Origin of the sequence: Nonomuraea sp. NPDC049695, from assembly GCF_040674955.1 — a bacterium.
Lineage (GTDB): Bacteria > Actinomycetota > Actinomycetes > Streptosporangiales > Streptosporangiaceae > Nonomuraea > Nonomuraea helvata.
Map to the genome: position 1 here is coordinate 20,373 of NZ_JBFANV010000098.1, position 18,229 is coordinate 38,601.

Genomic DNA, 18,229 nt, shown 5'->3' on the forward strand with positions numbered 1-18,229 from the left:
CCCTTACGACCTACGCAGCCTAGCCCCGGCGGCCACGGCCAGGAATGTTTACTGCCGCGACGATATGAACAGGTGTCTTCCGGGAGTGGCCTTGGGGGTAGATCAGCCTACATGTACGAGATCGCCCAACGGGTGCTGGTGCTGCGTACCGATCCGCCGCGCGATGTCACCGTCACGGTCGGCGTGCCCTATGAGGAGCCGACGGGGGATTGGTCGTGCCCGTACCGGATCGACGGGCTTGACGGGTGGGAACACGAGCGGAAGGTCACCGGGCTCGACTCGCTCGAGGCGATCGAGCTGGCCCTGGTCATGGTGCGGGCCGCGCTGGCCGGCTCGCACGAGGCGAAGGAGGGGCTGCTCCACTGGGACGAGGCGCCGTCGGGGCAGCGCCCGCAGACGGTGTACGTGAGCTTGGACAAGCACCGCGATATCGCCTATGTCGCGATGAAGCACGAAATAGTGCCAGGCGAGGTGGCAAGGCAGGTCGCGGCGGAAGGGGTCGTGCTCGACTTCGGCGGCGCCGGGCAGCTCCTGGGCCTGGAGCTGACGAACGCGGCGACGCGGCTCCCGCCCGAGATGCGGCTCTGATCCCGCGGCCGGGATAATCGGCGCCGTGAGCACCATGACTCCCCCGCGCATCGTGGCCACCGACCTCGACGGCACCCTGCTCAACTCATCCGGCGTCATCACCCCCCGTACCAGGAAGGCTCTCCAGCTGGCCCGCGCGGCCGGAGCAGAGATCGTCTTCGTCACCGCCAGGGCGCCGCGCGGCATCCGCGCGATCGCCGGCCAGGCGGGCGTCTCGGGCACCGCGATCTGCAGCAACGGCGCGATCGTGTACGACCTGGCCACCGACGAGATCACCGCCAGCCACCTCCTCGACCGGGCGGCGGCGGCGCGTGTCGCGGAGGCTCTTTCCGAGGCCCTGCCCGGCGTCGGCCTGGCCGTCGAGACTGGCAGGAACATCGTCACCGACCCTGCCTACACCCGGCGCGTCGAGCACGACCTGGCGTACTACCGCGAGGTCAGCTCCGTCTTCGACGGTGACGACCCGATCGTCAAGCTGCTCGCCCTGTCGCCCGGCCACACGGCGGACGAGATGTTCACGGCCGTGATCGCGGCGATCGAGGGCCAGGCGGAGGTCACGCACTCCGGCGTGGACGGGCTCCTCGAGATCAGCGCGCCCGGGGTGACGAAGGCGGGCACGCTCGACGTGCTCTGCCGGGAGCGGGGGATCGAGCCCGGCGAGGTGGTGGCGTTCGGGGACATGCCGAACGACCTGGCCGTGCTCGCCTACGCGGGCGCCGGGTACGCCATGGCCAACGCGCACCACCTGGTGCTGGCGGCGACCGAGCGCCGGACGCTCTCCAACGACGAGGACGGGGTGGCCGCCGTGCTGGAGTCCCTCTACGGCTGACGCTCGTGGGCAGGCCAGCGGTCCTGAGCGGCCATCACCTCGTCGGCGTGGTCGTACGCCCAGGCTCCGAACGCCTCGATCGGGCCGAGGAGGGTGCGGCCGAGGTCGGTCAGCTCGTACTCGACGCGGGGAGGGGCCTCCGCGTAGGCGCGGCGTGCCACGAGGCCGTTGAACTCCAGGCGGCGCAGCGTCTCGGTGAGGACCTTGGTGCTGATGCCGCCGATCTCCTCGCGCAGCCGTCCAGGGCGGCGCGGGCCGTGGCGCAGCGCCCAGAGGACGACCGCGTTCCAGGTGTTGGCCAGCAGGTCGAAGGCCAGCCTCGCCTGGCAGTCGGCGACGAACAAGAGAGCCTCCGTTAGGCACCGAATGGTGTGTGACGTCCTTTCTACAGTCCTTCTACCAGTTCACACATGGGAGGACGGACATGCGGATCGGGATCCTGGGGGCGGGCGGTATGGCGGACGCCCTGGGCACGCAGTGGGCCAGGGCGGGCCACGAGGTGATGATCAGTGGGCGGGACGCGGCGGTGAGCGCGTCCCGGGCGGCGAGCATGACCGCGCAGGTCCCGGCGCAGCTCCGGGCGCAGGCGGAGGGCGCGGCCGTGCGCGCCGGCAGCTGGGCGGAGGCGGCGGAGTTCGGGGAGGTGGTGATGGTGGCCGTCAGGCAGGCGGGGCTCGCCGGCGTGCTCCAGGCGGCAGGCGCGGCGCTGCGCGGCAAGCCCGTCATCGACGTCGCCAACGCCGAAGGCCCCTTCGACCCCGCCCGGCCGATCGCCACGATGATTCGCGATCTCACAGGCGGTCACGTGGTGAAGGCGTTCAACCTGTGCCATGTGGACGTCTGGCGGATGACGCCTCCGGTGTTCGACGGCAGGCCGCTCGCCGTGCCGCTGTGCGGCGACGACCCGGCGGCCCTGGCGGCCGTGCGCACGCTGGTCGCCGACCTCGGCTGCACGCCCGTGGACGGCGGCGGGCTGGCGCGGGCCACGCTGCTGGAGGCGACGGCGGCGTTCATGATCGGGCTCTGGTTCGGCGGCGCCGACGCCCAGGCCGTCCTGCCGCCGATGTCCCACTCGGGCGTCTCGTAGCGGGGCGTACGACCGGCGGCGTATCGGGGATGACGACGACCGGCGGATGTGCCGGCGGCGGCACCGGCAAGATCCTGGAGACCTTCACCCGAGGTCAAAGGAGAAGTCCAGTGGTAACCCAGGTCGCCAAGGGGAGCGGATATGTGACCGCGTTCAAGGTCGCGGTCGTGCTCAACACGCTGTCCGTGCTGGCCCAGGCCGTGACGGCCGGGCAGCTCATGAGCGGCGGAGGGGTGGGCGCCCACGGCACGGGGGCGCTCGCCGTGCACGTGCTGGGCCTGGTGCAGCTCGTCGCGGCCGTCCTGCTGTGGCGCCCTGGCCGCGTCGCGGGCCGGCCCGCGCTGGTCAGCCTCGCGGTGCTGCTGCTCGGCTTCCTCCAGTCCGCCATGGGCGGGTCGGGCGTGCTGGCGGTGCACGTGCCCCTCGCCATGGCCCTCTTCGGCCTCAGCGTCTGGCTCCTCGTCTGGGCCTGGCGCCTTCCTTCTGCTCGGCCCGTTGCTTGAACTCTGCGTATTCGGTGCGTCGCATGCCGTGATCGATCTATCATTGCGGCATGACCGCTCCCCACGATTGCGCACACCTCGCCGACCGCGTCCAGAAACTGGAGGCGTGGGCCGTCACCGTCGACGGCGACATCGTGAATACCAAGGCGAAGCTCCCCGCGATGATCCGCGAGGAGATCCTCAACTACACCGAGCCGGTGCTGGGGGAGATCCTGGCCGGTCATGCCACGCTCGCGACGAAAGAGCACCTGAACGCCCTCGAACGGCGGCTGACTGACCGGATGGACACGCGGTTCGAGTCGGTCGACGCCAGGCTCGATCAGATGGACAAGCGGTTCGAGTCGGTCGATGCCAGGCTCGATCAGATCGACAAGCGGTTCGAGTCGGTCGATGCCAGGCTCGATCGGATGGAGACACGGTTCGACAAGCGGTTCCAGTCGGTCGATGCCAAGCTGGACAAGGTCCTGGCCGCCCTCGGCATGGCGGACGGCTGATACCGACGGCCCTTCTCGCCACGCCCGGCCCGGCAGGTGCGGTCAGCCGGGATGGCGGGCCAGGTGGTCGGCGTGGCGGATCGGGTCCGGGAGGCGGTAGCGGGGAGCGAGGCGTAGGGCCTGGTCGGTGGCCGTGTCCAGGGAGATGCGGTGCCCCTGGGAGACGTACACCGGCTTGACGCCCCGCTGGGTGCGCAGCGCTCGCCCCACGACGGCGCCCTCATGGACGATCGGCGACCAGTCGCCCCGCTCCGCCCCGGGCATGTCGTACGTGCCGATGAAGGGCGTCTTGCCGACGCCGAGCGCGGGCAGCCCGGTCAGCACGCCCAGGTGGCAGGCCAGCCCGAAGCCGCGCGGATGCGCCAGCCCGTACCCGTCGCAGACCAGCAGGTCGGGCGTTACGGTGAGCCGTTCGAGCGCCTCCACCAGCGTGGGCAGCTCGCGGAAGGCGAACAGGCCCGGCACGTACGGGAACGCCACCTTGCCCTCGACCGCCACCTCCTCCACCGTCTCCAGCGTGCCGGCGTCGAGGACGACCACGGCGGCTGTCAGCGAGTCGCTCCGGTAATGCACGTCGAGGCCCGCCACCAGGGAGAAGGCGGTGGGTCCCGTGAGCTCGACGTGTCCGCGGAGGCGGTCCTGGATGGACTCGGCCTCGGCGACGGTGGTGGGCCACGGGTGAAGCTGCTTTATCCGCACCCGCCTTAAGGTAAGCGTCTTTGCGGCATCCGTAGGACGGAGGGCTGAACACGCAGTCGACCGCCGGACCCGCGCTCGGCGTGCGGCGCAAGCACCTGAACGCTTTTCCTGTGACATCCATGACCTGGCCCATGCCCCCGATCACCGACCCATGGGAAGGATTCCGAAGGCATGGTCGGCTTCCAGGACTCGGGGACGGTGGTCAGTCGTGACGGATCACGGGACGGGCGCCCGCCAAGCGCCGGAGACGGGGCGGCGTAACATGCTGGCGCTGCCTGCCGCGCTGGCAGGCGGCCTGGTCGTGGCACCAGGCCGGCTTCACCGGCATCGTCAACCAGGTGGCCGACATCGAAAAGTCGCTCGGCATCTACGACCTCGCGCAGTTCACCCCACGCGGCTGACTGCACGTGCTTCCACCACCTGAGTCACCGAACTGCCGGCCCTGTCCGCCCAGGCGGGGTGTACGAAGGGGGCGGCTACGGGGTGCAGGACCCCTTGCTGTCGGCGACTCGCAGGTCCAGCGTCGTGCCGTAGTGCAGGCGCATGCTCTGGCCGGCGGGCGGCTCCTGGGTGCAGACGGTGCGTTTGAAGTGCGAGCTGTCGTCGAATCCCTCGGTCACGATGGGCTGGCTGCTGACGTATGGGAAGCCGAGCTGCAAGGCGGCCTGTTTCGCCTCGTCGCCGGTCTTGCCGACGAAGTTCGGCACGACGGGCCAGTTGGTGACGCGGCCGTCGGGTGGGCAGGGCACCTGCGGGGGCAGGAAACCCAACTCCACCTTCTTCGCCTGAGAGTCCTCGACCTGCGTGCAGACGATCCAGGTGCCGGAGTAGGACTCACCGTCGAACAGATGGCCGTCCGGCAGGGCCCTGTAGGCGGTGGTGTAGGTGGGCCAGGAGCGGTTCAACTCGCCGGTGACGGCGTCGAACGTCTTTCCTTTGAAGGAGGGCAGCGCAGGTGACGGACGTTGCGATCCTGCGCCGCTCCCCCCGCTCGCTCCGGTGGAGGCGCTGCCCTCGCCTCCGCCCGAGCAGGCCGCCAGGCCGAGCACGGGCACCATCAGCAGACCGAGAACAAGGGGCCTGATCCCCACCATATGCCGCTCCGAGCGTGACCGGACATGACACAACGATCATGGTCGTCTTCGCGTGACAGGGCAACCGCGCCGGCGATGACGAGTTCCTTGAGGTCACGTCTGTAGGGTCGGAAATATGAGCGAAGTGCTGGTGGTGGTCGGTCCTGGCGTGGTGGCCGACGCCGGGCTGCTCCAGGAGATCGCCACGCGCGAGTTCGCCACGCTCGGCGTCTCCGGCACGCTCGTCCACGCCCGCGACGCCGCCCACGTCCTGTCCCTGGTGAACGGCGCGGCCTCCGCGGTCGTGCTGCCCGGGCCATCGGACGAGGTGCGCGCGCTGATCGGGCGGCCACTCGGGGCGGTGGTCTGGGTGGACGTCGAGCGCGCCGACGGGGTGACGGCGGGGGCCGGTGCCGCGCACCTTCACGGGCGCGGCATCAACGGGCTGGCCTGGGGGGTCCGGCACGCCGTGCACCGCGTACGGCACCCGTCCCGGCGGATCGCGTACGGGGAGCAGCCGGATCAGTGGGGCGAGCTGTACCTGCCGGGCGGGCCGGAGGGCGGACGGGCAGTGCCGGCCGTGGTGCTCGTTCACGGCGGCTACTGGCGGTCCATCTGGGCGGCCGACCTCATGGAGCCACTCTGCGCCGACCTGGCGGGGCGCGGGTTCGCGGTGTGGAACCTCGAATACCGGCGGCCCGACCTGCACGGCTGGCACGCGACCACGGCGGACGTGGCGGCCGGGCTGGCCGCCCTCACGACGATCTCCGAGGTGACGGCGGCTCTGGACCTGGGCAAGGTCGCCGTCGTCGGGCACTCGGCGGGCGCGCAGCTCGCCCTGCGTGCCGCGGCCGACCGCGCCGCTCAGTCCGGAGCCCTGGGCGGGGAGGCGCGGATCGTGCTGGCGGTCTCGCTGGCAGGCGTGCTCGACCTCGTCCAGGGCGACAGGCGCTGGCTCAGCTCCGGCGCCGTAGCCTCCGCACTGGGCGCACCCGCGCCCGCCACCACATCCGGCCACCCCGCGGACGAAGAGGCCGCGTCGCTGTACGCGGAGTCATCGCCCCTCCTCCGGCTCCCGCTCCACGTACGCCAGCTCATCGTCCAGGGCACCGCCGACGACCTGGACCTGGTCGACTTCAGCCGACGCCACGCACGCGCCGCCAAGGAGTCCGGCGACGACGTGACCTACGTCGAAATGCCCGGCGACCACTTCGACGTCATCAACCCGGGAACGCCGATCTGGCAGGCCACGGCGCGCGCCATCGTGAGCGCGCTGCGGCACTAGCGTCCTGGACATCGGCCCGGTCCCACCGTACGAAGGAAGCATGGAGGTCACGATCGTCGGCGCCGGGCTGGTCGGCTGCCTGCTCGCCTGTTTCCTGGCCCGCCGCGGCCACCAGGTCATCCTGTACGAGCGCCGCCCCGACCCCCGGGCGCACGGCCCCGACCGCGGCAGGTCGATCAACCTGGCCATCTCCGAGCGGGGCATCGACGCCCTGCGCCGCCTCGGCCTCGACGGGAAGGTCCTGGACGCGGCGCTCCCCATGGCGGGCCGGATGATGCACGCCCCCGACGGCGCCCTCACCTTCCAGCCCTACAGCGCCGACCGGAGGCATGCGATCAACTCCATCGGCCGGGCCGAGCTCAACAGGGAGCTCCTCGACGCGGCCACCGCGCACCCCGGGGTCGAGGTGCGGTTCGGCCGGCGGCTCGTCGGGCTCGACGAGCGGACCGGCGAGCTGGAGTTCGAGCCGGGCCCGGGAAGGACGGCGCGGGTGGTGATCGGCGCGGACGGGGCGTACAGCGCGGTGCGGGCCAGGCTGCAGCAGTTCCCCGGCGTCAGCTTCAGCCAGGACTACCTCGACTACGGCTACAAGGAGCTGTCGATCCCGCCGCGTGCGGGCCGGTTCGCCATGGAGCCGGGCGCGCTGCACATCTGGCCGCGCGGCCGCTCCATGATGATCGCCCTGCCGAACGCCGACCGATCCTTCACCTGCACCCTGTTCTGGCCGCACAAGAGCCTGGCCGCCCTGGACAGCCCGAGGAAGATCAAGGCGTACTTCGCCGAGCACTATCCGGACGCGTTCGAGCTGATGCCCGACCTGGTCCCGGCGTACCTGGACAATCCGGTCGGGCACCTGGTCACCATGCGCTGCTCGCCCTGGCACGTCACCACCGAGGCGGTCACGATCGGGCTCGTCGGCGACGCCGCGCACGCCATCGTGCCCTTCTACGGCCAGGGCGCCAACTGCGGCTTCGAGGACTGCGTCGAGCTGGACCGCTGCCTGGACGAGGCGGGGGACGACTTCACCGTGGCGCTGGAGCTGTTCGAGCGGCGCAAGGCGGACACCGACGTCATCGCCCGGCTGGCCCTGGAGAACTTCGTGGAGATGCGCGACAAGGTCGGCTCCCGGACGTTCCTGGCGGGCAAGCGGGTCGAGCACGCACTCGAGCGCGTGGTGCCCGGCTACGTCTCCCGGTACGAGCTCGTCTCGTTCTCGACCACCCCGTACGCGCAGGTGGAGCGGCGCGTCGCCCGCCAGCGCCGCTGGGCGGCGGCCGGGGCGGCCGCCGCGATCCTGGCGCTCGTCCTCGCGAGAAGGCCCCTGGTCACCAGGACAAAAAGGTACAAGCCATAACATATCCGGATGATCGTCGGACACATTCTCGGCCTGCTCGGAGTCGGTGTCGCGGCCGGGCTGGTGAGCACGGTCGTCAGTCTCGCCTCGATCGTCTCCTATCCGGCGCTCCTCGCCTTCGGCCTGCCCCCGCTGACCGCGAACGTCACCAACACCGTCGCCCTCGTCTTCACCGGCATCGGCGCCGCCGCCGGCTCGCGGCCCGAGCTGGCAGGCGAGGGCGGCCGCGTGCTCAAGCTCGGCCCCGTGGCCGCGATCGGCGGCGCGACGGGCGCGTTGCTGCTGCTGGTGACCCCGTCCAGGACGTTCGAGCTGATCGCGCCGTGGCTCATCGCGATGGCCTCGTTACTGCTGGTCAGGCCGCCGTCGGTGCGGGCGGGCGGCGAGCACGGCGTGCTGGGGAGGGTGCTGCTGTTCGCCGTGACGATCTACACCGGGTATTTCGGCGCGGCGGGAGGGCTGATGGTGTTCGCCGTGCTGGCCTTCATGCTGGGCCACTCGGCGGCCAAGCTGAACGCGATGAAGAACGTGATGTCCGGGCTGGCGAACGCGGTGGCGGCGCTCGGGTTCGCGCTGTTCGGGCCGGTGGACTGGGGCGCGGCGGTGCCGCTGGCGGCCGGGTTCCTGGTCGGGGGGTGGATCGGGCCGACGATCGCCCGCAGGCTGCCGGGCGACAGCCTGCGCTATGTGGCGGCGGCCTGCGGGCTGGCGGTGGCGATCAAGCTGGGCTGGGACTCGTACTCGCGCTGACCTCTGGGAGTACGTCGTGCGCCCCGATGGCGAGCGCGGCGAAGCGGGCGGTCACCCGGTGCCAGATCGGGGTGGACACCGGCTCGTCCGCCACCGCCTTCGCGTACACCTGCTCGGGGTCGAACCCGTCAGGCGACCACTCCCGGATGCGCGCGGGCAGCACCTCGGGGTGGAACTGCACGCCCCAGGCCCGCTCGCCCACCCGGAACGCCTGGTACGGGCAGGCGTCCGTCTCCGCCAGCCAGACGGCCCCGGCGGGCAGCCGGGTGATCGCGTCCTTGTGGTGCTCGATCGCGGGCACCTGAGGGGGAAGCCCGTGGAACAGCGGGTCACCGGCGGCCTCGGGCCGGATCGTGAGCGGCAGGCTGCCGTTCTCCGGCGCTCCCGTGTCGCCGGTCACCTCGCCGCCCGCCACCTCCGCGAGCAGCTGGCCGCCCAGGCAGATGCCGAACATCGGCACGCCGTCCTCCAGCGCCTGACCCACGAGCCGTCTGGCGTCGGCCAGCCACGGCGCCCTGTCGTCGTCACCGGGCAGGTAGCCGCCGCCGAGCATGACGACGGCGGCGTGGTCGAGGCGGGCGGGCAGGGGAGCGCCCTCGTGGGCGAGCACGACGTCCAGGCCCAGCCCGGCCTCCTCCAGCCAGCCGCCCAGCCGGCTGGGGCCGCCGCTCCTGCTGTTCTGAATGATCAGAACGTCACTCATCGTAGGCCTCCGCCATCCAGTCCAAGATCTGCTCGTCCACGTCCTCCACGCGGTTGAGCTTGAAGACGTGCGCAGTCCGCCCGCCGGCGATCGGCAGCGCCCGGGCGATCAGCGGGTGCTCGACCTGCCTGGGCAGCTCCAGCCACAGGTTGAGGCTGCGCGCCTTCGGGCGTATCTCGGCGAACTTGCGCTCGCTCTTGAGGAACACCCCCACCCGTACCGCGTCCTCGTGGAGCGGCCCGAGCCGCCTAAGCCGCCCGACCAGCCGGTCGTAGATCTCGTGGTAGACCGGCGGGTGCGGCTCGAACGTCTCGTCCACCGTGCAGCCCGGCACGCACACGTGCGACTGCCGCGCACGCCCGAACTCCCGATCGCACTCGGGGCACGTCCACCGGGTCACGAGAGCGCCGTTAACGTGGTCATGGCAGGTTCGCCGCGCGGGCCGTGTGGCGGAGCAGCAGCGCGGTCGTCACCGGGCCGACGCCACCGGGCACCGGGGTGAGCGCCCCCGCCACCTCCGCCACCGCGCCGAAGTCGACGTCGCCGATCAGCCCGCCGTCGTCCGTGGGATTGGTGCCGACGTCGATCACCACCGCGCCCGGCGCGACATGCCCGGCGCCGATCAGCGCCGGCCGGCCCACCGCCGCGACCAGCACCTCGGCGGTGGAGGTGACGGAGGCCAGGTCGCGGGTGCGCGAGTGGCAGACCGTGACGGTGGCGTGCCGGTCGAGCAGCAGGTGCGCCAGCGGCTTGCCCACCACGGTCGAACGCCCGACCACCACCGCCCGCCGCCCCTGCAGCTCCACCTCGTAGTGGTCGAGCAGCGCCAGCACGGCCGCCGCCGTGGCGGGCGCGAACGCGGGCAGCCCGGCGGCGAGCCGGCCGAGCGAGAGCGGGTTGGCGCCGTCGACGTCCTTGCGCGGATCGATGGCCGCGGCCAGCCGCTGCGCGGAGGCGCCCGCCGGGAGCGGGGTCTGCAGCATGACGCCGTGGACGTTGGCGTCGGCGCTGAGCTTGGCCAGCGTGTCGTCGATCCGCTCCGGGGCGGCCTCGGGGCCGAGGTCGACCACGTCGCAGGCGATGCCCACGCCGGAGGCCGCCTTGGCGATCGACCGGACGTACCACAGACTCGCCTCGTCGGCCGTGGCCACGACCACGGCCAGCCGCGGTTGCGGGCCCGCCGCGGCCTCGGCCTCCGTCTGGGCCCTGATGGCGGCGGCCAGCTCTTTCCCGGTCAGCGTCCTCACGACTTGATCTCCTCGCGTACCTCGGCGGTCACCCAGTCTGCCCTGGCGACGGCCGCGTCCACGCCGGAGACACGGTGGTTCAGCTGCTCGCGTACCCGCTCGTCCTTGATGCCTGACAGGTTGACCTCGACGTTCACCCTGGCCGTGGTGAGCGCGGCGCGTGCGGCCTCAGCGGCGGCGGCCACGTCGGTGATCACGTTGCGGTTGGAGATCGGCAGCAGCACCTCGCACAGCTCGATCACCCGCCTGGCGGCCTCGACCACTCTGGCGGGCGGCTCGGCCGCGCCGGCCAGCGCCCTGGCGATGGCGGCGCTGCGCTCCTCGCCCTTGGGCAGCCGGTAGGCGTCGGTGACCGCGGTGAACGCCGCCGCGTCCTCCTCGGCCAGGCGCAACGACCTGGCCCGCAACGTGTCGGTCTCGGCGATCACGGAGACGACGGTCTCGGCGTGCCTCGCGTACTTCTCCCCGGTCGTGTAACGGGCGACCATGCCGAGCAGCGCGGCGGCCTGCGCCGCGTGCAGGGCCGCCGTCGCGCCGCCTCCCGGCGCGGGCGCTCTGTCGGCCAGCTCGGCCAGGAAATCGATGATCCTTGTGTCGCGCATGCCGGCATTCTGTCAGGCCGCGCGCTCCTCATTCGCGGAACATCGGCCGCGTGGCGTCCTCCGGTCCGCCCTGCGGCAGGTACGGCGAGGGTGCCGACGAGCCGTACGGGTCCGCGTACTCGACGTGCCTCGCCGACGAGCGCCACCGCGACGGGAACAGCGAGACGACCAGCAGCGCCACGCCGAGGAACAGCAGCACCCCCGAGTACGCCACCGTCTGGAAACCCGCCTCCATGCCGGCCGGCAGCCACCGGTCGGGCAGCACCCGTACACCCTGCATCTCGAGCGTGGGCAGGATGCCCAGGGCCGTGAACGCCAGGCCGCCCAGCAGGGAGGCGACGGGCGACAGCCGCGAGCCGGCCAGGAGCGCGAGCACGATGCCCGACGCGGCCACCACGGCCAGTCCGAGCCAGGAGATCTGGAACGTCGCCCTGGACACGACCAGGATCTCACCGACGCCGAACCACAGCCCGGCGGCTACCAGAGGAGGGAGGAGCAGCCCAGCGACCACTCCCAGAGCGTGACGGGCACCGTTTGACATAACTCAACCCCGTTTGTTCGCTTTTGTCCAAACCTACCCCGCGACCGCCTCGGCAGCGTGCGTTGCTGAAAACTCCCTGTGAAGGCCGCGCCTGGGCCTTTGCCGAGGCCGCGGCCCCGGGCATCGTGGGGGGCATGAGATCCGCGATCCTGAAGACCGCACTCAGCGCCTTGGCCGCCGTCCTTGTCGTCAGCGCACCCGCGCAGGCCGGGGCGAACCCCGACACGTTCGCCCTGCCGAACGGGTTCCAGCCGGAGGGCATCGCGACCGGGCCGGGGCCGTACGCCTACTTCGGTTCCCGCGCGACCGGCGACATCTACCGGGCCGACCTGCGCACCGGCAAGGGGTCCGTCATCAGCAAGGGCCCGGGCACACCTTCGCTCGGGCTGAAGACCGACGGGCGCGGGCGGCTGTTCGTGGCCGGGGGCAGCGGGGGGAACGCCCGGGTGATCGATCTGCGTACCGGGGAGGTCCTCAAGTCGTACACGCTGGCCACCGGGCCGTCGTTCGTCAACGACGTCATCCTCACGGGGCACGCCGCGTACTTCACCGACTCCACCAACCCGGTGCTCTACAAGCTCCCGCTCGGGCGCGGCGGCTCGCTGCCCGGGGAGGCCGTCAAGATCCCGCTCTCGGGCGCCATCCAGTACACGACCGGCAACAACGCCAACGGCATCGCCCCCAGCCCCGACCGCGAGTCGCTGCTGATCGTCCAGTCCAACACCGGCAAGCTGTTCGAGGCCGACCCGTCCTCCGGGGTCACCACCGAGGTGGACCTGGGCGGCGAGTCGCTCGTCAACGGCGACGGCCTGCTGCTGTCCGGACGGACCCTGTACGCGGTGCAGAACCGCCTGAACACGGTCGCCGTCGTGAGCCTGGCGCGGGACGGCTCGTCCGGCAAGGTCGTGAAACGGCTGACCGATCCCCGCTTCGACGTCCCGACGACGGTGGCCGCCTTCGGTGACCGCCTCTACCTGCCCAACGCCCGCTTCACGACGACCCCGACCCCTGACACGCCGTACACGGTGGTCGCCATCGCTCCCTGACCCTTCTTCGGGCGGCTGCGCGCCGACGGCGGAGTCTGCTGATCCCCCGCTGGGACAGTACGCAGGGCGGCGACGGGATCCGGGCTGCGCTCCAGGCCGAGGATCGTGAGGAAGCGCCGGGCATGGTCGGCCGCCTGCCCGGGGTCTTGCGGGGGGAGCCCCCAGGGACCGCTCTGGGTGATGACCCGCTTGATCTGCGGGCCGGTGACCGGTGAGAGGGCGAGGTAGAGAGCGGAGAAGGCGCCGGCGGACTGGCCGCCGACAGTGAGGCTGCCGGGATCCCCGCCGAAGGCGGTGATATTGCGCTTCACCCAGGAGAGGACGGCGGCCTGACTGCGGCCGTCGTACCGGTCCCAGCCACCGGTCGGGTGCTGCTCGGGGGCGGCGAAGCGCCGGTCACCCAGCGGGGAAGCCGCGTAGGGAATGCCGCGGAACGCGGCGACGCCGTCCTCGACGATGCCCTGCACGCTCCCCGACTCGGTGCCTACGACGGGGCGTTCCGTCACGATCATCGTTGTCACCTTCCTTGCCAGAGGAGGGATGCCTCCGTTCTACGGTCGTTCGGCGGAAAGAGCGCCACGACTCGGCGGCAAGGCGAGCAACGCCCACTCAGTACGCCGCGAGCGTGAGCGCGTTGGCGGCCTGGTTGAGCGGCTTCATGATCGGCCGCATCGCCAGATCCTTCCACGGCAGGCGGTTGACCAGCCGCATCATCGTGGTCTGCATCCTGATCTGCCCCGGGCTGCCCGCGACCATCTGCGCGGCGTTGCTCGCGCCGAGCGTCACGTTCACATCCACGTACTCGCGCATCGCTTCCCGATATCCGGCATAAGCCGCACGATGGTCGCCCGCCGCCGCGCTCAGTTCGCCGGCCAGCACGTACGCGCCCACCAGCGCGAGGCTGGTGCCCTGCCCGGACAGCGGGGACGGGCTGTAGGCGGCGTCGCCGACCAGGGCGATCCGGCCGGCGGACCAGTGGTCCATGCGGACCTGGCTGACCGGCGTGAAGTAGAAGTCCGGCGAGTACGGCATGGCTCGCAGCAGCGTGTCGCTCTCCCATCCGACGCCGGCGAACGCCTCGGTCAGTATGCGCTGCTGGGCGGCCCTGTCGTAACGGTCGGGCAGGACGGCGGGACTCGGGAAGACGAACTGCGCCTTCGCGGTGTCGGGCCGGGTGGCGTAGACGTTCACCACCTTGCCAGGCGTCGGGTAGAGCAGTTCCCAGTGGTCGAGTCCGAGGTGGTTGGGGACGGTGAAGACGGCCGCGTGCATCCCGAGGGGGTGGACGTAGCGCTCCTCCGGACCGAAGGCCAGGCGGCGCACGGTCGAGTGCAGGCCGTCGGCGCCGATGACGAGGTCGAAGCGGCGGGGTGGGGCGTGGCGGAAGGTGACGTCGACGCCGTCGGGGCCTTCGTGGAGGGACGTGATGGTGTCGCCGAACAGGTATTCGCAGCTGTCACGTGTCGCGTCGTAGAGGAGCCGGGCGAGGTCGCCCCGCATCACCTCGTCGTCGCCGGGAGCGCGCATACCGATGAGGTCGGGGCCCAGGGTGGCCAGCGGCTTGCCGCTCTTGGCGACCCACGAGCCGCCGCGGATGGCGGTGCTTGACCGCCGTACGGTCTCCAGCATGCCCATCCGCTCGACGACCTGCATGGCCACGCCGCGCAGGTCGACCTTGTAGCCGCCCTCGCGCAGCTCGGGCGCCAGCTCGACGACGGTGGGGGTGAATCCGTAGCGGCGCAGCCAGTAGGCCAGAGCGGGGCCGGCCACGCTGGCGCCGGAGATCAGAACGGTGCGGTTGGCGAGTTGCCGTGAGTTCGTCATGGCAAGACCGTAACAGGATTGCCAGTTGTTTGGCAATAAATTTCCAAATGACTTGTCCTCGGGTTGTCGATCCCTTCTAGAGCTTCTGGCAAGAAGTTGCCTCAGTGCTGTCAAGGTGGCTAACATGAACGTTGGGGCGCGAGCCGCGGCACGGCGCGGCATCCGCCGCCGCGCCGTGCCGGAGCGTTCACCCGCCCAGGGCGGGCGTCACTTCTTGATCGTGTAGCTGTCGCCGTAGACCTTCCAGGTCAGCGGCGGGTCCAGGTCGAGGTTGCCGTTCTTGAGGAACACGCGCTGCATCGTGTCCACCCGCGTCGTGTCCTCGTGCGCCTCCTCCGCCTTCATCGCCGCCTTCCGTGCGTCGAGGAACGCGTTCAGGTACGTCACCTCGTTCCCGCCCTGCGCCGGCGGCTTGGCCTTGGCCAGGGCGGACTTCCTGATGCCGCCGAAGCTCAGCTTGTCGCTGCCGGGCCCGTGCATGACCATGGCGTCGTAGTAGACGAACTGGCCGAGCGCCCGCAGCCCGTCCTGCTTGGCCTGATTCACGGCCGGGTTGAAGTAGACGCGGTCGCGCTCGTCGTTCTGGGCCTGCTGGAAGACGGAGTCCTTGGCGGCCGTCTTCCAGTCCTTGGTGAAGTTCGGGTCGAGGCCCTTGTGGGAGGCGGTGCCGTTCACCTTGCGCAGGGCCGGGAGGTACTTGGCCAGGACGTTGCCGGGCTCGCGCTCGGCGTAGAGCTCGACTAACTCCAGCATGTCGCCCGTGCCGGAGCAGAAGCCGATGATCCCGGCCGTGTAGCCGCGGTCGTCCTTGATGTCCTCGATGTAGCCGTACTGGGCCTTCCAGTCGAGCGAGGAGTTCTCCGCGCTGGACACCAGCTGCATGGCGATGTCCTTCTTGTGCGGATCGGTCAGGTCAACCGAGGCCGAGGTCGAGGCCGAAGCCGTGGCGGCGCCGGTGACGGTGAGGGAAAGGGTCAGGAGTGTGGCGGTGAGCACATGCGCTCCTGTCGGAGAGGGGGTTGTTAGGAAACCTTCCTAACGAACCATACTCCGGGGAGCGCTTGCCGTGTGGGGAAAACTAACTCAAGGGACGTAGTGCCGCCAGTTGCTCCTCGAACGGAACGACCTCATCCTTGGTCTCGGCTCTGGGGCCGTGCTGCCGGAGCAGGCCGGCCAGCTCCTCCGCGGCGCGGGCGATGCGCGGCCCGAGGCCGTCCGTGAAGGCGTCGCTCGCACCGCCCCAGTCCTCCGCGGCCGCGTAGACGGCGGTGGGGACCACGACGGCGCGCAGGTAGGCGAAGAGCGGGCGCAGCGCGTGCTCCAGCGCCAGCGAGTGGCGGGGCGTGCCGCCGGTGGCGGCGATGAGCACGGGCTTGCCGGCCAGCGCGGTGTTCTCGATCACGTCGAAGAACGACTTGAACAGGCCGCTGTACGAGCCGCTGAAGATCGGCGTGACCGCGATGAGCCCGTCGGCCGCCGTCACCGCCTCGATCGCCTCGCGCAGCCGGCTGTTCGGGAAGCCGGTCACGAAGTTGTTCGCGATGTCCACGGCGAGGTCGCGCAGCTCGATCACGCGCACCTCGGCCTCCACCTGCCGCGTGACGGCCTCGGTCAGGCGGTCGGCGAGCAGGCGGGTGGAGGAGGGCTGCGTCAGACCCGCCGTGACGATGACAAGCTTCATCTGGTCGATCTCCTTTCCGGGGTTCAGGCGGTGACGGCGGGGACGCGGGAGGCGTGGGTGGGCCCGTCGGGCACCTCGGCGGGACGGTCCTTGGCGAACTCCTTGCGCAGCACCGGCACGACCTCCTCGCCGAGGATGTCGAGCTGCTCCAGCACGGTCTTCAGCGGCAGCCCCGCGTGGTCCATCAGGAACAGCTGGCGCTGGTAGTCGCCGAAGTACTCCCTGAACTCGAGGGTCCTGTCGATGACCTGCTGCGGGCTGCCCACGGTGAGCGGGGTCTCCGCCATGAACTCCTCCAGCGACGGCCCGTGGCCGTACACGGGGGCGACGTCGAAGTACGGGCGGAACTCGCGTACCGCGTCCTGCGAGTTCTTCCGCATGAACACCTGGCCGCCCAGGCCCACGACGGCCTGCTCCGGCGTGCCGTGGCCGTAATGGGCGTACCGCTGCCGGTAGAGGTGGATCAGGCGCATGAAGTGCTCCTTCGGCCAGAAGATGTTGTTGGCGAAGAAGCCGTCACCGTAGTAGGCGGCCTGCTCGGCGATCTCGGGGCTGCGGATCGAGCCGTGCCACACGAACGGCGGCACCCCGTCCAGCGGGCGCGGCGTCGAGGTGAACCCCTGCAGCGGCGTGCGGAAGCGCCCCTCCCAGTCGACGACGTCCTCGCGCCAGAGCTTGTGCAGGAGTGCGTAGTTCTCGAGCGCGAGCGGGATGCCGTTCCTGATGTCCTGCCCGAACCAGGGGTAGACGGGCCCGGTGTTGCCCCGGCCCAGCATGAGGTCCACCCGCCCGTCCGCCAGGTGCTGCAGCATGGCGAAGTCCTCGGCGATCTTGACCGGGTCGTTCGTCGTGATCAACGTGGTGGCGGTGGACAGGATCAGGCGCTCGGTCCTGGCCGCGATGTAGCCGAGCATGGTGGTCGGCGAGGACGGCACGAACGGCGGGTTGTGGTGCTCGCCCGTCGCGAACACGTCGAGCCCGACCTCCTCGGCCTTGAGCGCGATCGCCACCATCGCCTTGATCCGCTCGTGCTCCGTCGGCGTCCTGCCCGTGGTGGGGTCCGTGGTGACGTCGCCCACGCTGAAGATTCCGAACTGCACTTTAGTCACCATCCATGACTGTTGAATCTTTGACGGCTACGGTAGCGCTCAGCCCTCCTGGGATATTCCACCATGGGTCCCTACAGGGCGAGAGCGTTGATGTCGGAGGGGTCGAGGACGCGCTTGGGCGCGCCGTGCTCGGCGACCGCGATCATGGCGCGCCCGATCTGCTCCGTCGTGGTGATCGCCGACGGGAACATCCGGCGCAGGATCGGATAGAGGGGACGTGCCACCACGTACGCCACCCGGTAGAGCCGGGTGCGGGACGTGACGCCGTGCATCGGATGTATGTAGCCCGGGCGGAACATGTACGCCTCCAGCGGCAGCGCCAGCAGGGCGTTCTCGGTCGCGCCCTTGACCCTGGCCCACATGGACCGCCCCTGGGCGTCGGTCCCGGCGCCGGTCACGTACACGAACGTCGAGCCGGGGCTGAGCCGGGCCAGCGTGCGCCCCGCGGACAGCGTGAAATCGTACGTGACCCGCCGGTAGTCCGCCTCGCTCATGCCCGCCGACGAGACCCCGAGGCAGAAGAAGCACGCGTCGTAGCCGCTCAGCTCACCCTCGATCGCGCCCAGATCCAGCAGGTCGTCGTGCCGGATCTCGCGCAGCTTGTCGTGCGCGAGCCCCGTCGGCGCCCGCCCGACCGTGAGCACGGCGGTTACCCGGTCGTCGAGCAGGCACTCCCTGAGCACCCCGCGCCCGATCATCCCGGTCGCCCCGAAAAGGATCACTTTCATGACAGGCCATTCCTTGAGCGTCGGCGTTCCGTACTAGGGTCCCATGGGTGTGATGGACTGGTATCCGCCGATCGAGCCGTACGACT

At 70.8% G+C, this 18,229-nt stretch carries 23 protein-coding genes; 9 read left to right on the forward strand and 14 right to left on the reverse strand.

Features of this window, described 5'->3' with window-relative positions; all coding sequences use genetic code 11:
- The first annotated feature begins 111 nt into the window (after positions 1-111).
- Complete coding sequence (locus AB0J64_RS47615) at positions 112-588, forward strand: hypothetical protein (RefSeq protein WP_364042911.1); 477 nt, start codon at positions 112-114, stop codon at positions 586-588.
- A 34-nt stretch (positions 589-622) separates the two neighbouring features.
- Positions 623-1,417, forward strand: coding sequence for an HAD family hydrolase (locus AB0J64_RS47620; protein WP_364042957.1), 795 nt, complete (start codon positions 623-625; stop codon positions 1,415-1,417).
- Here AB0J64_RS47620 and AB0J64_RS47625 read toward each other — a convergent pair.
- The gene (locus tag AB0J64_RS47625) at positions 1,408-1,761 is read right to left on the reverse strand and encodes a helix-turn-helix domain-containing protein (RefSeq protein ID WP_364042913.1); all 354 of its coding nucleotides are present in this window, start codon (positions 1,759-1,761) and stop codon (positions 1,408-1,410) included. The two genes, AB0J64_RS47620 and AB0J64_RS47625, sit on opposite strands and share 10 nt — an antisense overlap.
- A gap of 80 nt (positions 1,762-1,841) precedes the next feature.
- Here AB0J64_RS47625 and AB0J64_RS47630 point away from each other — a divergent pair, with 80 nt between their 5' ends.
- The 3 genes from AB0J64_RS47630 (at position 1,842) to AB0J64_RS47640 (ending at position 3,501) form a co-directional block, all read left to right on the forward strand.
- Positions 1,842-2,504: an NAD(P)-binding domain-containing protein gene (locus AB0J64_RS47630; RefSeq protein WP_364042915.1), complete on the forward strand. Its 663-nt coding sequence runs from the start codon at positions 1,842-1,844 to the stop codon at positions 2,502-2,504.
- Between the two features lie 110 nt (positions 2,505-2,614).
- Positions 2,615-3,007 (forward strand): hypothetical protein, encoded by a 393-nt coding sequence (locus AB0J64_RS47635; protein ID WP_364042917.1) that lies wholly within the window; start codon positions 2,615-2,617, stop codon positions 3,005-3,007.
- Positions 3,008-3,057: 50 nt separating this feature from the next.
- Positions 3,058-3,501, forward strand: coding sequence for a hypothetical protein (locus tag AB0J64_RS47640; RefSeq protein WP_364042919.1), 444 nt, complete (start codon positions 3,058-3,060; stop codon positions 3,499-3,501).
- A 42-nt stretch (positions 3,502-3,543) separates the two neighbouring features.
- Here AB0J64_RS47640 and AB0J64_RS47645 read toward each other — a convergent pair whose 3' ends face one another.
- Both AB0J64_RS47645 and AB0J64_RS47650 read right to left on the reverse strand, forming a co-directional pair.
- Positions 3,544-4,200 carry an endonuclease V gene (locus AB0J64_RS47645; RefSeq protein ID WP_364042921.1) on the reverse strand — a complete coding sequence of 219 codons (657 nt, stop codon included), beginning with the start codon at positions 4,198-4,200 and terminating at the stop codon, positions 3,544-3,546.
- Positions 4,201-4,676: 476 nt separating this feature from the next.
- A complete protein-coding gene (locus AB0J64_RS47650; RefSeq protein WP_364042923.1) occupies positions 4,677-5,294 on the reverse strand; it encodes a PASTA domain-containing protein in 618 nt (205 codons plus the stop codon).
- Positions 5,295-5,409: 115 nt separating this feature from the next.
- Here AB0J64_RS47650 and AB0J64_RS47655 point away from each other — a divergent pair, with 115 nt between their 5' ends.
- From AB0J64_RS47655 to AB0J64_RS47665, 3 genes are read left to right on the forward strand one after another with little or no spacing between them, the layout of a single operon-like run.
- On the forward strand, positions 5,410-6,558 hold the full coding sequence (locus AB0J64_RS47655; protein ID WP_364042925.1) for an alpha/beta hydrolase: 1,149 nt from the start codon (positions 5,410-5,412) through the stop codon (positions 6,556-6,558).
- 40 nt (positions 6,559-6,598) lie between these two features.
- Positions 6,599-7,912, forward strand: a complete 1,314-nt coding sequence (locus AB0J64_RS47660) for an NAD(P)/FAD-dependent oxidoreductase (protein ID WP_364042927.1) — start codon at positions 6,599-6,601, stop codon at positions 7,910-7,912.
- 9 nt (positions 7,913-7,921) lie between these two features.
- Entirely contained in the window at positions 7,922-8,662 is a 741-nt protein-coding gene (locus AB0J64_RS47665; RefSeq protein WP_364042929.1) for a sulfite exporter TauE/SafE family protein, read from the forward strand.
- Here the strand turns inward: AB0J64_RS47665 and AB0J64_RS47670 are convergent.
- The 5 genes from AB0J64_RS47670 to AB0J64_RS47690 are packed head-to-tail and all read right to left on the reverse strand — an operon-like array spanning position 8,631 to position 11,725.
- A complete protein-coding gene (locus AB0J64_RS47670; RefSeq protein WP_364042931.1) occupies positions 8,631-9,365 on the reverse strand; it encodes a type 1 glutamine amidotransferase in 735 nt (244 codons plus the stop codon). The two genes, AB0J64_RS47665 and AB0J64_RS47670, sit on opposite strands and share 32 nt — an antisense overlap.
- Positions 9,358-9,765: a DUF5655 domain-containing protein gene (locus tag AB0J64_RS47675; RefSeq protein WP_364042933.1), complete on the reverse strand. Its 408-nt coding sequence runs from the start codon at positions 9,763-9,765 to the stop codon at positions 9,358-9,360. The genes AB0J64_RS47670 and AB0J64_RS47675 overlap by 8 nt, the downstream gene beginning before the upstream one ends.
- 19 nt (positions 9,766-9,784) lie before the next feature.
- Positions 9,785-10,612, reverse strand: coding sequence for a bifunctional 5,10-methylenetetrahydrofolate dehydrogenase/5,10-methenyltetrahydrofolate cyclohydrolase (locus tag AB0J64_RS47680; protein WP_364042935.1), 828 nt, complete (start codon positions 10,610-10,612; stop codon positions 9,785-9,787).
- Positions 10,609-11,214, reverse strand: a complete 606-nt coding sequence (locus AB0J64_RS47685; RefSeq protein ID WP_364042937.1) for a cyclodeaminase/cyclohydrolase family protein — start codon at positions 11,212-11,214, stop codon at positions 10,609-10,611. Before AB0J64_RS47685 ends, AB0J64_RS47680 begins: the two co-directional genes overlap by 4 nt.
- A gap of 28 nt (positions 11,215-11,242) precedes the next feature.
- Entirely contained in the window at positions 11,243-11,725 is a 483-nt protein-coding gene (locus tag AB0J64_RS47690; protein WP_364042939.1) for a hypothetical protein, read from the reverse strand.
- Between the two features lie 164 nt (positions 11,726-11,889).
- Here AB0J64_RS47690 and AB0J64_RS47695 point away from each other — a divergent pair, with 164 nt between their 5' ends.
- Positions 11,890-12,801 (forward strand): superoxide dismutase, encoded by a 912-nt coding sequence (locus AB0J64_RS47695; protein WP_364042941.1) that lies wholly within the window; start codon positions 11,890-11,892, stop codon positions 12,799-12,801.
- Here AB0J64_RS47695 and AB0J64_RS47700 read toward each other — a convergent pair.
- From AB0J64_RS47700 to AB0J64_RS47725, 6 genes are all read right to left on the reverse strand, one after another.
- Positions 12,726-13,313 carry a carboxylesterase family protein gene (locus AB0J64_RS47700; RefSeq protein WP_364042943.1) on the reverse strand — a complete coding sequence of 196 codons (588 nt, stop codon included), beginning with the start codon at positions 13,311-13,313 and terminating at the stop codon, positions 12,726-12,728. The two genes, AB0J64_RS47695 and AB0J64_RS47700, sit on opposite strands and share 76 nt — an antisense overlap.
- 97 nt (positions 13,314-13,410) lie before the next feature.
- Complete coding sequence (locus tag AB0J64_RS47705; RefSeq protein ID WP_364042945.1) at positions 13,411-14,625, reverse strand: FAD-dependent monooxygenase; 1,215 nt, start codon at positions 14,623-14,625, stop codon at positions 13,411-13,413.
- 207 nt (positions 14,626-14,832) lie between these two features.
- The gene (locus AB0J64_RS47710; protein WP_364042947.1) at positions 14,833-15,621 is read right to left on the reverse strand and encodes a chitosanase; all 789 of its coding nucleotides are present in this window, start codon (positions 15,619-15,621) and stop codon (positions 14,833-14,835) included.
- A gap of 82 nt (positions 15,622-15,703) precedes the next feature.
- Positions 15,704-16,306 carry an FMN reductase gene (locus AB0J64_RS47715; protein ID WP_364042949.1) on the reverse strand — a complete coding sequence of 201 codons (603 nt, stop codon included), beginning with the start codon at positions 16,304-16,306 and terminating at the stop codon, positions 15,704-15,706.
- 23 nt (positions 16,307-16,329) lie between these two features.
- Positions 16,330-17,406, reverse strand: a complete 1,077-nt coding sequence (locus tag AB0J64_RS47720) for an LLM class flavin-dependent oxidoreductase (RefSeq protein WP_364042951.1) — start codon at positions 17,404-17,406, stop codon at positions 16,330-16,332.
- 80 nt (positions 17,407-17,486) lie between these two features.
- The gene (locus AB0J64_RS47725) at positions 17,487-18,143 is read right to left on the reverse strand and encodes an epimerase (protein ID WP_364042953.1); all 657 of its coding nucleotides are present in this window, start codon (positions 18,141-18,143) and stop codon (positions 17,487-17,489) included.
- Between the last annotated feature and the right edge of the window lie 86 nt (positions 18,144-18,229).